The organism is uncultured Allobaculum sp. (assembly GCF_948576815.1).
Lineage (GTDB): Bacteria > Bacillota_I > Bacilli_A > Erysipelotrichales > Erysipelotrichaceae > Allobaculum > Allobaculum fili.
The window spans coordinates 1-12,689 of sequence record NZ_CAPAEZ010000075.1; the positions used below are offsets into that span (position 1 = coordinate 1).

Here is a 12,689-nt window from a genome sequence, read left to right on the forward strand (position 1 = left end):
GGAACTAACCTGATTTGTAAGTGAGCTTGTGAAGCTTAAGTGAACAGCATTGGCTGCAAAGCGGAAAGAAAAAGATTCGGCAGAAACAGACTTTTTCAAAATCGCTCAGGAAAGCCGGGAAAAGGGACATTTTCCAGACGCCGCACTCTCACTCTCGATGAAGAGCGATAGGATGGAAACAGGACGATAAAAAACGGACGGCTTTTGAGCGGACTGCGGCAGACGACGGGGTCCGGTCGTCATGCGGGAGTGCTCCCAGGCTGATCCCAAAAGTAAAAGCCAGTTCAGGCTGGCAAGAAAGGATTTCCAATGAAAATTCATGAGACGATTCTGGATGTGATCGGCAATACGCCCCTGGTGGAAGCCGGTGTACTGGAACAGGAAAACGATTCGAAAGCCCGCGTGGTCTTCAAGCTGGAAGCGCTCAATCCGGGCGGATCCGCAAAAGACCGCATTGCGCTGCACATGATTGAAAAAGCCGAAAAAGAAGGGCGCCTGAAAAAAGGCATGACCATTATTGAAGCCACTTCCGGAAATACCGGCATCGGCGAAGCGCTCGTGGGCGCACGCAAAGGCTATCGCACGATTATTGTTATGCCGGATTCTATGTCGATAGAACGCCGCAATCTGCTTAAGGCCTTCGGCGCGGAAGTCGTTTTGACCAAAGGCAGAGAAGGCATGGCCGGCGCGGTAGCCAAAGCCGAAGAAATCGGAAAAGAAATCGGCGATGTCTTTGTACCGGGTCAGTTTGAAAATCCGGACAACCCTGAAACGCACTATCTGACGACCGGTCCGGAAATCTGGGAAGACACGAACGGCAAGGTCGACATTTTTGTTGCCGGCGTCGGCACGGGCGGAACGCTCAGCGGTGTCGGAAAATACCTCAGGGAAAAAAATCCGAATGTGAAAATCGTGGCGGTCGAACCCGCCGGCTCTCCGCTGCTTTCGGGCGGCAAAGCCGGTCCGCACAAGCTGCAGGGCATTGGCGCCAACTTCATTCCGGATACGCTCGATCGCTCGATTTATGACGAAGTGATCGAAGTCAGCGACGAAGACGCGCTGAAAACGGGCCGGGATCTGGCGCGCAAGGAAGGTATTCTGGCCGGCATTTCCTCCGGCGCGGCGGCAGCCGCGGCTTTAGAACTGGCTTCCCGTCTGGAAAACGAAGGCAAGCTCATTGTGGCGCTCCTTCCCGATACCGGCGATCGCTATCTTTCCAGCGAAATGTTTACAGACTGATCGAATACAGATACACAATCGAAAAAGAATATGAGAAAACGGCAGGCCGCAAAGGGCCTGCCGTTTGCCGTATAGCGGACACATGGTTTTAAAGAAGCGCTGCAGGCACAACTCGCTGGTTTTGACGATATATACCGCTTTTCTCCCCCCATACGGCATAAAAATTGCGATATATGTTTTATATCCAGAAATGTAAAGGGTTACATCAAAAACAGGAGAAAAAGAAAATGGTAAATCGTTTTGTTCTCAATGCCGTTTCCTATCACGGCAAAGGGGTGATTCAGGAAATTCCTGGAATCGTCCGAAGCAAAGGCTTCAAAAAAGCGTTTATCGCGACCGACCCGGATCTGGTGAAATTTGGCGTAACGAAGAAAATTACCGATCTGCTCGACGCGAACGGCATGGACTACACAGTCAATTTCGACATCCAGCCCAACCCGACCATCGAAAATGTGCAGCACGACGTCAAAGCGTATAAGGAATCCGGTGCAGACTCCATGATTACCGTCGGCGGAGGAAGCGCATGGATACCGGCAAAGCCATCGGCATTATCATCAACAACCCTGAGTTTGCGGACGTTCGCTCGCTCGAAGGCGTTGCCGACACGAAAAATCCGACTGTCTTCACCATTGCTGTCCCGACGACAGCAGGAACCGCTGCCGAAGCGACGATCAACTACGTGATCATCGATCCAGAACGCAAGCGTAAATTCGTCTGTGTCGATACGAACGACATTCCTAACGTGGCGATCGTTGACCCCGACATGATGAGTTCCATGCCTAAAGGGCTCAGAGCTGCAACCGGAATGGATACGCTGACGCACGCAATTGAAGGCTGCACGACCGCAGCGGCCTGGGAACTGGCCGACTGCCTCAACCTGGAAGCCATTCACCTGATCAGCCAGAATCTGCGCAAGACGGTCGAAAACGACCCCGAAGGCCGTGAAGGCATGGCGTTCTCGAACGTCGGCCTGGGCATTGCCCACTCCATGGCGCACACACTCGGTGCGTTCTACAACACGCCCCATGGCGTAGCGTGCGCAATCCTGCCGCCCATCGTGATGGAATACAACCAGAAAGCAACCGGCGATAAGTTCAGAAAAATTGCGGAAGCCATGGACGTCGATACGACGGGCATGAGCGAAAAGGAATACCGCAAAGCTACCATTGACGCGGTGAAGAAACTTTCCGCCGACGTAGGCATTCCAGAAAAGCTGGATGCGCTGCGCGAAGAAGATCTCGATTTCCTTGCCGAATCCGCCTATGCAGATGCGTGCCGTCCGGGAAATCCGAGAGAAACCTCCGTTGCGGACATGAAGGACCTGTTCCGTAAACTGATGTAATCTGACGCGATCCGCTTTTACCCGGCATGGCGAAGCGGATCTGGGAACATACGCTGTTCTGAACCGATTTGCGGCTCTGATGCAAAGATCCGATCAAGGACCTGAACGATCAGAGCCGCATTTCTTTTTGTCCTGTTTCTTTATTCCATGTCGACCGGGTGCGTCCGCCTGTGCTCGCCTGGAGGAAATTTCGGATTTCTTGGTGCGGCAGGGCGTCTGTCCTAAAATGGAAACAATAAAGAAGAAGCCAGTCCGTTAACGCTCTGGAAGAGAGGAGACAACAGAATATGGGTATGTTTGATTTTTTAGCGTCCGGCGCGATTGAGAAAATGCTGAATGCGATGAGCGACGAAGAAAAGGAACAGATTCTGGAGCAGGCGCACAATCTTGCCCAGAACATGGATATGCAGACGCTTGCAAGGCAGATGTCCGATCTCTCGGACATGTTTAATACCGAGAGTACAGGACAGCCGGAGACAGAGACCGATTCTGAACAGAAAAACGGCGCGCAAAGCGGCGTTGAAGAAGAGCGTATGGAAGAAAATGCCGATCCAGATTCCGTAAACCAGAGCGCTGATCCGTTGGAAGAGGAGCCGGCTGGATTCGTAAGCGAAGAACAGGAAGCTGAAAAAGAAGAGACCGCAGAAGAAGAGACCGCAGAAGAGGAAAGCGAAGAAGAAGCCGAAGGCGAAGAGGATGAAACTGAAGAGGATGAAGAAGAGCCGACAATTGATGCCTTCTTTGGTTTCCGTCCGATTCTGTGCACGGCGATGGATGCGCAGACCAGAGAGTTTCTGGAAGCGGCGATGGATCTGGAAATTTACTATGAAGACATGGAAAATCCGGATCTGAGCGCGTCCGTTCTGTTTTTAGCCAAGGCGCTTCTCAGCCTGCTTCGTGAAGGTGTCTGTCCGTATCTGGCGGAACTTGGCGTGCCCGGCTTTAATCGTCCCGACGATACCCGGCTGGAAGACTACACACGCTTTGCCTCGGATACTTCATTTGACTTTTCCATTCTCAACGACAGAAAGCAGCGCGTTCTGGCAGGAAGTCTCATGAATGAAATCCTGCATTCCACCGCACTGTGCGCTCTGGCAGAAGCCCTTTACAGCGCACAAAACGATCGCATCGATCAAAAGACGCTTCAGGAACTCAAAGCGCAGCTGGAAGAAGAAGGTCTTCTCGAAAAGCTGGTTTTGCTGGAAAACGCCTGATTCATTCCGATGCGATTCAAATGAAGCTTCCATACTAGACGAAAGCACCGGCTGATCGGGATCGAACAGCCGGTGCTTTTAAAACCGAAGAAATGTGAATTGCAATAAATGGCGCTTAGCGGCTCTTGCGTGTCGCAAAGGCGTCAAAGCAGAGAACAACTGCCTGAACGATCAGCGCAACGCCGGCAATCGTCATAATCGTATCGATGATGGATCCGGGTTTGATGACGAGGAAAATGCCAAGAGCCAGAAGGCAGAGGGCAACAACCAGGGAGAATACCCAGCTCGAAGCGCCATAGCTTTTTAAGACGAGCGAAGACTGAATCTGAACAATCGAGTTGATCACGAGCAGAACGCCGACGATGATCGGGATGAAGTTGATGATCGTATGCGGCCAGCACACCATGATCAGACCGAGAATCAAAGACGGAACGCCGGAAAACATCGGAGCTGTATCGGCGGATTTGTGGACGCCGAAATAGACGTAAAGCATGTAGGCGCCATAGGCGATCAGAACAATGCCGATGATGCGGACGACGGTCGTCAGAATGCTGCCCTGGAAGAAGCAGAGCGCCAGTCCGCAAAGCAGATAAAGAAGCGCCAGAACGAGCGTATCCTTTACGTTGAAATTAAACATATACCTTTTCATTTGAAAACCTCCAGATCTTCTGTCTCCATTATCGCCGAATTGAAAGGCAATAAAAGCAGGCAGGCCCGAAAGAGTCGAAAGAGATAGATAGAACGACCGTACTGTCTAAACGCAAAGACTGCCTTTCTGAAGCAGAACGTAAGAAGCGGATCGAAGAAACAGACGCTCAAAAACGGATGGACCGGTGCTGGCTCGACAAACCAGAACGGTTCAGAGGAAGAAAAGAAGAAAGTGAATGCGGAAGGGAAGGAAAGGAACAAACTCGACAGCATGTCATTTTTCTTGCTTACAGCGATTTCCCTATGGCAAACGCATCCGTCCTGAGCGCCGAAAAAGGTAAGATGAAACTGCAGAAAGAGAGATGGTAATTATGAAAAAAGCCGCTGTACTGATGGACAACGGATTTGAAGAACTTGAGGCCATGGGCCCGATTGCTCTGCTCAAACGAGCCGGCATTGCGGTGGACCTGGTCAGCGCGGCCAACCTGCGCGAAGGAACCGGCCGCTTTGGAATCATCTATTCTCCAATGATCCCTATGGATCTCTATGACTTTTCACAGGCGGATGCCCTGATTATCCCAGGCGGTCCGCACTATGCGCTGCTTGAAAAAAATCCAAAAGCGCTCGAAGTCATCCGGGAAGCCTGGAACAATCCAAACCAGATTGTCGGCGCGATTTGTGCCGCTCCGACGATCCTTGGCCATATGGGCCTGCTGGAAGGCAAGAACTACACCTGCTTTACGTCCATGAACGAAGACTTTAAAGGCAGCTATAAAGAGCAGGGAACCGTAACGGACGGAAAACTGATTACCGGCCGTTCCGCGGGCTACTCGATCGACTTTGCCTATGCTCTGATCGAAGCCCTGCTAGGCAAGGAAAAGCTTGATCAGCTGAAGGCTTCGATTTACGTGAAGTGAGCGTGAGTAATGAAGTCTAAAGCAGTTACGAAACTGGAACAAAGCTGGCTGGGGCATATTCGGCAGAATCCGACGCAAAGTCATCTGAGCGCCCTGAAAACGTCGCGCGCCATTCAGAACTCGCCGCTCGAATACGAAGTACCCGGCGCGGTGAATCCGGTGGCCATTTACACGCGGACGCTGCACATGCCAAAGTTCTTTTCCGATGCGGATGAAAAAGCGTTTGCGCATCTTTGCGATCAGTTTTATGGCATTTTTGAAAAGACGATTGCCGCCTACAAAGCAAATCCCGAGGTGCGAAAACTGTTCGGTTTTGATGCGAAACTCGAAGAACTGATTCAGATCGATAACCGCTATTCGAGCGCGATTCCCATGCTTCGCATCGACATTTTTTATAACGAAGACGACGGCTCGTTCAAAGTCTGCGAATTCAACACCGACGGAACGTCCGCCATGTATGAAAACCAGATGATGGACGAATTCATGGCGCTGAACAATGTATGGAACGATCTGAAACCGGCTGTGCGTCATCAGGAACTGATGGACAGCTGGGCCGAAAGTTTTCTGCAGGACGTGAAGGAAGCCGGAGTGGAAGACAAGCCTGCCATTGCGATCAGCGATTATCTGGAAAAGGCCTATCTGCCCGAGCTGTACGCGTTTCGCGACTTGTTTGAAGCCAAAGGCTATGTCTGCGAAGTCGTGGATGTCCGCGATTTTGTGTTCGATGGAAAGGCACTTCGAAGCAAAAAGACGAATACCGCGTTTGACGCGATTTACCGTCGGGCGGTGACGAGCGACGTTCTGGAAAAATACGATGAATCGACGGATTTTCTGGAAGCCGTTCGCAAACAGGCCGTCGTTCTGGTCGGCAATTTCCAGACGCAGGTCATTCACTCCAAGGCGATCAGCGAAGCTCTGTTTTCGCCGGTGCTTCGCCAGTATTTCACGCCGCAGGAATGCGTGTTTCTCGATGCGCACCTGCCGCAGTCCATGGATCTGAGTGATGCCGATCTTACCCGGCTTCTCGAACATAAGGATCAGTGGATTATTAAACCGAAGGAAGGCTATGGCGCCAAAGGCGTGTACGCGGGTGTCGATCTTTCCCAGGAGCGCTGGAAGCAGCTGCTCGAAGATCTGACAGGACAGCCGTTCATTGTCCAGGAATACGTGCCGCATTATCGCAGCGAAAACATTGACCTGCTGAGCGATCACGGCTTTATCAGCTACGCCAACCTGACCGGTCTGTATGTGTATAACGGCCATTTTGCGGGCGTGTATTCCCGCCTGTCCGATGCCGGTATCGTTTCCACGCAGTATAACGAACGGATGGTCCCGACCTTCTTTGCAGACGAGGATAGAGATTCTCAGTAAGTCCGTCCCTTTGGCCAGAACGTCCGGTTCTGTCTGGCACAATACGGACAGAAAGTTTCCCAACAAAAATCCAGTACAGAAATACCCCGTCCGGGATTCTGCCTTCTGGCCTTATCCCGGACGGGGTATGCATGTATATAGAGCTGGATCGAAAAAAACGGAGATCTATTTCTCTTCGGGCTTTATGAATTCGGCAATTTTCAAACCGTCCTTGAAGCCTTTGAGATAAAGATGATGAAGCTGTTCCGGATTGCGGTTGAGCGTATCGACGCCGCATGTATCGTTTGGCGCGATGACGAGAACCTTGCCTTCCTTTTCCATCTGCAAAGCCCGCTCTACGTCTTTGTTGTAGCGGGCAGCGCGTTCGCGAAGGCCCTGCGCGGCGAGGGGATAATGGCCCATGAAGGAAGCTAATGTTACATCCTTGCGGCTTGAGCGCACCAGATCCGAGGGCTTGGTGAGAATCAGAACAATTTTATCCGCACCGAGTTCAATGGCTTTGTCGATGGGAACGGGATCGGAAAGCGCACCGTCAAAAAACGGAATGCCTCCGACTGGATACGGTTTGTTTACAACGGGAATCGAACAGCTGGCCTTGAAAATGTCATACTGGTCTTCGTCCATCCAGGAACTGTCGAAATAGGCAGGCTTGCCGGTGATGGCGTTGGTCGCTACAACGATCAGCTCCGCAGGATTTTCTTTCATGGCTTTGTAGGCGAGGGGATATTCACCGTCTGTGTTCGAAAGGAAACTGTAAATGTAGTCCATGTCGATATAGGAGCCGCTGCGCAGAAAGTTCGAGGCCGACATGTATTCCGGACGTCCGGAATAGTCCCGGTAAAATTTGTACGTCCGTCCGATCTGCCCGGCGATAAAGCTGGCCAGGTTGGCGCTGCCGGCGCTCACGCCGATTGCGATATCAAAATGAACGTGTTCTTCGAGGCAGGCATCGAGAACGCCCGCCGCATACATGCCGCGCATGCCGCCGCCAACATCAATTACTGCAGTTTTCATTCTTGAATTAACCTCCTGATGTCTGAAAAAGTTTTCGGAAAAGTTTTCGGAAAAAAGAAAAATAGAGTTTCAGACAGATTTCATATTTGACCGGGACGTTTGTGTTTTCAAGAGAAACGGCCGTTCTTTCTTCAACAGAACGGCCGGAATGTACAAAAGCAGATGGGATAAAGGAATAGAAGGGCAAATTGCAAGGCGAAATACGCGGGACTGTGCGCGATGCAGCGCATAACAGAACGTGCGATAAGAGGAAAAACAAACGCAGCAAAAAGAATATTAAGATTTCGTTGGTGCGGCAGGCCGGATTCGCTCTTTGTCCAGACCTGTTTTTGGCCCGCTTGAAAAGAGAGGAGTGAGGTTTTATAATAGCTGTACATGTGCCCGTAGCTCAATGGATAGAGTAACAGATTCCGATTCTGGTGGTTGGAGGTTCGAGTCCTCTCGGGTGCGCCATTAGAAAATTCGAGTCAGCGAAAGCTGACTTTCTCTTTATATGTCTGCTTTGCGATCTGCATTGTCCACGTAGCTCAGCTGGATAGAGCACACGCCTCCTAAGCGTGGGGTCGGAGGTTCAAATCCTCTCGTGGACGCCATCGCCAGTCCCGGAAGTCTGATCTCAGGCTTCCGCTTTTTTCTGTTTGGACGAACATCATAATTCGCCGCTTAGGCAAGGCACCGAAAATGATTTTTACGGCCACTTTGAAAAGATAAATTCTTTCTCGGAAAGGTAAAATTTCACATTCTTTTGAGAATCGCCGGGAAGAATGAAAGTTTAAAAATATGATCGTGCAGTATAAACAAGTGAATAATTGCCCGAGCATTAAAAAAAGCCGCAGAGCGGCTTCTTTGTTCGTCCCGGAAGGGAGATTCTGGTGGAAATTTCAACCGGAACGAACATTTTGATAATAACAAATCAGGCTCAATTGTGGTAGTGGAATAAAAGCGAAGTTTGATAAAAAGACGAATACAATTAAAATAAGTCATCAAAATTAAAAATAAAGCTAGTAAACAGATGTTCGTGTGAATATTTTTTACGGGTTTTTAATCCTTAAATTATCGCTGGATTCGATACGGTACAATGAGAAAGAACAGATCTTTCGAAGAAAGGAACTCTTTTATGATCAGTAAAGTACCTGTCCGAATCACTCCGCTCAACCGGCTTGGCTTTGTGGATGTCTACCTTCCAGATGACTATTACCAGAGCGAGGAACGCTATCCCGTCCTCTATATGTTTGACGGTCAGAATCTCTTCTACGATGAACAGGCAACGTTTGGAACGTCCTGGAAACTGAAGGACTATCTCGATGCCGCGCAGCGCAAAGTCATTGTTGTGGGCATTGAATGCGATATCCGGGGACAGAACCGGCTTCACGAATACACGCCGTATGCGCTTGCCCAGACGTTTTACGGGGAAACGGCAGGAAAGGGTGCCGTGCTGATGGAATGGATTATTCAGAAACTGAAACCTGAAATTGATTCCACCTATCGAACCTGGCCGCAAAGAGAAGCAACCGCGATCGCAGGCAGCTCCATGGGCGGCCTGATGGCTTTTTATGCGGTGATCCACCATAATGAAGTGTTTTCAAAAGCTGCATGCCTTTCCCCGTCCTTTGCGGTATGTGAAGAGGAGATTTCCAGAGAATACGAACAGACCGTTCTCGATCCAGATACCCGGATTTACTGGTCGTTTGGTTCCCAGGAGCTTTCGCCGAGGCAGAGAATGGAAGCACAGATGCTGCTGGATGAATACCGGAATTCTCTGATCGATCGCGGCGGACTGGGAAAAGTCGTGATCGCGGAGGACGGACGGCATGATGAAGCCTCATGGGGTGCTCAGAATGAAGCGGTTTTCCATTTCCTCTGGGATGAACCGGAAAATACATCCATCGCAGTCAATTCACTGACAGGAGTATGAACATGAATACCGATCTTGATATGATATCTTTTGGAATGATTGCGGATGCATCGGAATCCCGCTCTCTGGCTCTCGAAGCCGTTTCAGCAGCCAGAAAAGGGGACTACACCCGATGCGAAGAATGTCTGGCGAAAAGCCGCAAGGCGTATGACAAAGCCCATCGGGCGCAGACGGATGTCCTTTTTGAGGAAATGAACGGAAAAACACGGCAGGTCAACGTCCTGCTGGTGCATTCCCAGGACCATCTGAGCTCGGCTTCGGTCGTTCTTGAACTTGCGGAACAGATGATCAGCCTGATTAAAACGCAGACCCGACTGGAAGAGCGTACGTCCAGACTCGAAAAACGTCTGAACGAACTTGAAGATCGGCATTGAATCCCTCTGCTTCAAAATCAGGCGGACTGCACGTCACCAAGCAGTCTGTCCAAAGCCAGATCCGCAAACCTGTAAAGGGAAAAAGGAGAGGAAATGAGAATTGATCTAATTTGTTCCGGCGGACTTACCTCAAGCTGGATCGTCAAAAAAGTAGAGGAGTACATTTCGAGCCGGAAACTGCCGTATGAACTGACTTCCCGCGGTCTGGGAGATTATTATCCGGTTTCCCGTCATGCGGACGCGGTTCTGCTTGGTCCGCAGATCGGCTACTACAAAGAGGAAGTGGAAAAACGTCTGGGCGTACCTGTAGGCGTCATTTCTTCCCGGGACTATGCGCTGGCTAACGCCAAGGAAATTCTCGCGCTGGCAGAAACCGTCGCCAAAGAGAAAAAGGCCCGCAAGGCCTGATGAAACCCATCCGCGTCGACAGCCGATCTGTCTGCGCAAACACGAATAATGAAATGAATTCACGAAACCAGAAGGGGTGCTGTCGCACCTCTTTTTTCGTGAACGGGAGGAAGAAACGAATCGGATCCCAAGCGAAATTTTGCCGAATTGCTAAGAAGCCAGAAAAGAAAAGATAACGAACGAAAGGAAACAGTCGTCAAAAACGTTTTCTGTGCAATAAATTATCCAAAACATGCGAAACATCATAAAAAGAGGACGATTGCAAGAAAACACCCCGTAAATTTACTGAAAAAATGTAAAAATAAGAGCGTTAGATTTGAGAGAATTTTCATAAATTGGGAAAATCCAAAATGGACCTTGGAAAACTCGACTGAGGCAGAGGACCCAAAATATAGATAAAGCAATCTATTCATAATAAAAATGATTGAAATCTGTTAAAGAAAACTTTAGAAAGTCCATTGAAAATCCTTGAAAATAAAAAGTACGATTTAGATAGTTTTCAATATATCCGTTCACTGCTCCAATCGACTGGACAGTCCAATGAGTAAGGAGGAAGCACACATGTCTAAAGAAGTCGAGAATTTACAGATGAAAGAACTTGGTGACGTAAAAGTACTTGTCGATGAGGATAAGATCCAGAAGACTCCGGCTGATCAGGATAGACGGTTCGGACAGCTTCTGGAAATGCTCTGGCGTCAGGATGAAGATCTTCAGAACGAGACTGAGAGCGAGCTCGAATCTACAACCCTCTAGTCCAGAACTTCAAAGAATAAATACAGCCCTGTTTGATCAGGCGCTTAAAAAAGGGATGCCGCTGCATCCCTTTTGTTTTGAAAAGACAGAGTGAATTCAGTGCATTCGAAAAGATCAGATCGTATCGCAGGCTTGGCGAAAGACGCGGATGACCTCCACACTGGCGCATGGATAATCCATCGCATGTTCGCCTGGATAGGCGGAATAGCTGACTTCGCCTCTCTGAGTCGTCGGGTCTCTTTTCCAGGATTTTGCGGAAGAATGGACCTGGTGTACTCCGCTTTGACGAAGGAAGTCTCCAACGTTTTCTGGATTGAGCCCAGCACCGGCCAGGATCTGAATCTGATCACCATAGCGCTGCTGGATTTCCTTGAATACCAGAGCGCCTTTTGGTGCAGATGACTGTGTACCGCTGGTCAAAATGCGATCCACGTTCAGATCGATCAGTGTCTGAATGGCCTGGCTGTAGTCCGGAACGACATCGATCGCCCGATGAAAGACCGCCTCTTTGTCTGGATACGTGTGGATCAGCGTAACCATCTGCAGGGTCTGGTCCGGATCGATCGTTCCATCCGCCCGCAAAAAGCCAAAGGCAATTCCGTCGGCTCCAGAGTCCAGAAAGTCTCTGGCTTCCAGAAGCATGAGCGAAAATTCTTCGGGGCTGTAATGAAATCCCGCTTCACGGGGCCGAACCATGCAGATGATGGGAATGGAACACTGCGCTTTGGCTTCCTTGAGCACGCGCAGGGAAGGAGACAGACCGCCAAGAGCAAGCGCGCTGTTCAGCTCAATTCGATCCGCTCCGCCATTTTGCGCAGCCAGGCAGTCCGCGAGGGAGCCGGCACACACTTCAAATGTCGTTTTCATAAAAGTTTCGGTTTCCTTTTCTTCTTTCTCTTCTTATATGTATGAAAATCGAATGTATGGGAATCGAACGTTCTCGCTGCGGGCACGGCTCAAAACCGCAGAATGGAAATTCTGCATTTTGAGCGTCCGTCGCAGGAACGTTCTGCAATCTCCCTCCATTTTAACAGCGGGGGTTAGAGCAGGGGCTGGAAAGAAGACGGGGCCTTTGGGAAAGGTAAGATCCGAACTGGAATTTACCGTTTCAATTTCCGTATTTCCCCCAGGACTGGAATTTACTATTTCAATTTTCTGAAGGCTCGCCGCGAGTGCTTTAATTTGACAGACTCCGTAAAGATGGAGTATCTTAACAAAGCTGTTTGAAATCAGACAGCCGCTTGAAGAACACAGTTGAATCTCTAGCAATTCCTAGATGTGAAAATATTTTAAAAATTCACAAATAATGCTTGCATAGGAGAAAATGCTGTGGTATTCTAAGTGAGCGTTAAGGAAATGACTTCCAAAACGCATCAAATCACCTTTAGATATCGAAGAAAACAGCTTAAGTGAAAATCATGAAGAAATTCACAAATAGCTGTTGACAGAGATTTCTGCAGATGATATGATAAGCAAGCCTTGTGAGAGACGTCG

Annotated in this window: 11 protein-coding genes, 2 tRNA genes and 1 pseudogene; 11 read left to right on the plus strand and 3 right to left on the minus strand. The window is 49.6% G+C overall.

The genetic code is table 11. The features are described from left to right. Positions 1–309: 309 nt before the first annotated feature. The 3 genes and pseudogenes from cysK to Q2J39_RS09270 all read left to right on the plus strand — a co-directional run bounded on the left by cysK (position 310) and on the right by Q2J39_RS09270 (position 3,795). On the plus strand, positions 310–1,239 hold the full coding sequence (cysK, locus tag Q2J39_RS09260) for a cysteine synthase A (RefSeq protein ID WP_288340294.1): 930 nt from the start codon (positions 310–312) through the stop codon (positions 1,237–1,239). 227 nt (positions 1,240–1,466) lie between these two features. Then, positions 1,467–2,581, plus strand: a pseudogene (gene fucO / locus Q2J39_RS09265) (lactaldehyde reductase). A gap of 287 nt (positions 2,582–2,868) precedes the next feature. Further along, on the plus strand, positions 2,869–3,795 hold the full coding sequence (locus Q2J39_RS09270; RefSeq protein ID WP_288340292.1) for a hypothetical protein: 927 nt from the start codon (positions 2,869–2,871) through the stop codon (positions 3,793–3,795). Between the two features lie 115 nt (positions 3,796–3,910). Here Q2J39_RS09270 and Q2J39_RS09275 read toward each other — a convergent pair whose 3' ends face one another. After that, the gene (locus Q2J39_RS09275; protein WP_288340290.1) at positions 3,911–4,444 is read right to left on the minus strand and encodes an HdeD family acid-resistance protein; all 534 of its coding nucleotides are present in this window, start codon (positions 4,442–4,444) and stop codon (positions 3,911–3,913) included. A gap of 361 nt (positions 4,445–4,805) precedes the next feature. Here Q2J39_RS09275 and Q2J39_RS09280 point away from each other — a divergent pair, with 361 nt between their 5' ends. Together Q2J39_RS09280 and Q2J39_RS09285 are read left to right on the plus strand one after the other, a co-directional pair. Beyond that, entirely contained in the window at positions 4,806–5,360 is a 555-nt protein-coding gene (locus Q2J39_RS09280; RefSeq protein WP_353887486.1) for a DJ-1/PfpI family protein, read from the plus strand. 9 nt (positions 5,361–5,369) lie between these two features. Continuing rightward, a complete protein-coding gene (locus tag Q2J39_RS09285) occupies positions 5,370–6,731 on the plus strand; it encodes a circularly permuted type 2 ATP-grasp protein (protein WP_288340288.1) in 1,362 nt (453 codons plus the stop codon). 165 nt (positions 6,732–6,896) lie between these two features. On the opposite strand, the gene Q2J39_RS09290 is transcribed toward Q2J39_RS09285, so the two are convergent. Further along, positions 6,897–7,745 (minus strand): patatin family protein, encoded by an 849-nt coding sequence (locus Q2J39_RS09290; RefSeq protein ID WP_230267773.1) that lies wholly within the window; start codon positions 7,743–7,745, stop codon positions 6,897–6,899. Between the two features lie 377 nt (positions 7,746–8,122). Here Q2J39_RS09290 and Q2J39_RS09295 point away from each other — a divergent pair. The 6 genes from Q2J39_RS09295 to Q2J39_RS09320 all read left to right on the plus strand — a co-directional run bounded on the left by Q2J39_RS09295 (position 8,123) and on the right by Q2J39_RS09320 (position 11,195). Then, positions 8,123–8,198 (plus strand) — tRNA-Arg (locus Q2J39_RS09295). Positions 8,199–8,261: 63 nt separating this feature from the next. Then, positions 8,262–8,338 (plus strand) — tRNA-Arg (locus Q2J39_RS09300). A gap of 524 nt (positions 8,339–8,862) precedes the next feature. Next, on the plus strand, positions 8,863–9,660 hold the full coding sequence (locus tag Q2J39_RS09305) for an alpha/beta hydrolase (RefSeq protein WP_230267774.1): 798 nt from the start codon (positions 8,863–8,865) through the stop codon (positions 9,658–9,660). A gap of 2 nt (positions 9,661–9,662) precedes the next feature. Then, positions 9,663–10,034, plus strand: coding sequence for a PTS lactose/cellobiose transporter subunit IIA (locus Q2J39_RS09310; RefSeq protein ID WP_230267775.1), 372 nt, complete (start codon positions 9,663–9,665; stop codon positions 10,032–10,034). A 93-nt stretch (positions 10,035–10,127) separates the two neighbouring features. Further along, positions 10,128–10,442: a PTS sugar transporter subunit IIB gene (locus tag Q2J39_RS09315; RefSeq protein ID WP_230267776.1), complete on the plus strand. Its 315-nt coding sequence runs from the start codon at positions 10,128–10,130 to the stop codon at positions 10,440–10,442. 561 nt (positions 10,443–11,003) lie between these two features. Continuing rightward, complete coding sequence (locus Q2J39_RS09320) at positions 11,004–11,195, plus strand: hypothetical protein (protein WP_230267777.1); 192 nt, start codon at positions 11,004–11,006, stop codon at positions 11,193–11,195. 114 nt (positions 11,196–11,309) lie between these two features. Here Q2J39_RS09320 and Q2J39_RS09325 read toward each other — a convergent pair whose 3' ends face one another. After that, positions 11,310–12,062 (minus strand): copper homeostasis protein CutC, encoded by a 753-nt coding sequence (locus tag Q2J39_RS09325; RefSeq protein WP_230267778.1) that lies wholly within the window; start codon positions 12,060–12,062, stop codon positions 11,310–11,312. Positions 12,063–12,689 lie beyond the last annotated feature (627 nt).

What these genes read in the sequence shown, in the direction of transcription:
- Q2J39_RS09290 (WP_230267773.1), bottom strand. Translation starts at nt 7,745, where the DNA reads ATGAAAACTGCAGTAATTGATGTTGGCGGCGGCATGCGCGGCATGTAT.
- Q2J39_RS09315 (WP_230267776.1), top strand. Translation starts at nt 10,128, where the DNA reads ATGAGAATTGATCTAATTTGTTCCGGCGGACTTACCTCAAGCTGGATC.
- Q2J39_RS09285 (WP_288340288.1), top strand. Translation starts at nt 5,370, where the DNA reads ATGAAGTCTAAAGCAGTTACGAAACTGGAACAAAGCTGGCTGGGGCAT.
- Q2J39_RS09270 (WP_288340292.1), top strand. Translation starts at nt 2,869, where the DNA reads ATGGGTATGTTTGATTTTTTAGCGTCCGGCGCGATTGAGAAAATGCTG.
- Q2J39_RS09280 (WP_353887486.1), top strand. Translation starts at nt 4,806, where the DNA reads ATGGTAATTATGAAAAAAGCCGCTGTACTGATGGACAACGGATTTGAA.
- Q2J39_RS09275 (WP_288340290.1), bottom strand. Translation starts at nt 4,444, where the DNA reads ATGAAAAGGTATATGTTTAATTTCAACGTAAAGGATACGCTCGTTCTG.
- cysK (WP_288340294.1), top strand. Translation starts at nt 310, where the DNA reads ATGAAAATTCATGAGACGATTCTGGATGTGATCGGCAATACGCCCCTG.
- Q2J39_RS09325 (WP_230267778.1), bottom strand. Translation starts at nt 12,062, where the DNA reads ATGAAAACGACATTTGAAGTGTGTGCCGGCTCCCTCGCGGACTGCCTG.
- Q2J39_RS09305 (WP_230267774.1), top strand. Translation starts at nt 8,863, where the DNA reads ATGATCAGTAAAGTACCTGTCCGAATCACTCCGCTCAACCGGCTTGGC.
- Q2J39_RS09320 (WP_230267777.1), top strand. Translation starts at nt 11,004, where the DNA reads ATGTCTAAAGAAGTCGAGAATTTACAGATGAAAGAACTTGGTGACGTA.
- Q2J39_RS09310 (WP_230267775.1), top strand. Translation starts at nt 9,663, where the DNA reads ATGAATACCGATCTTGATATGATATCTTTTGGAATGATTGCGGATGCA.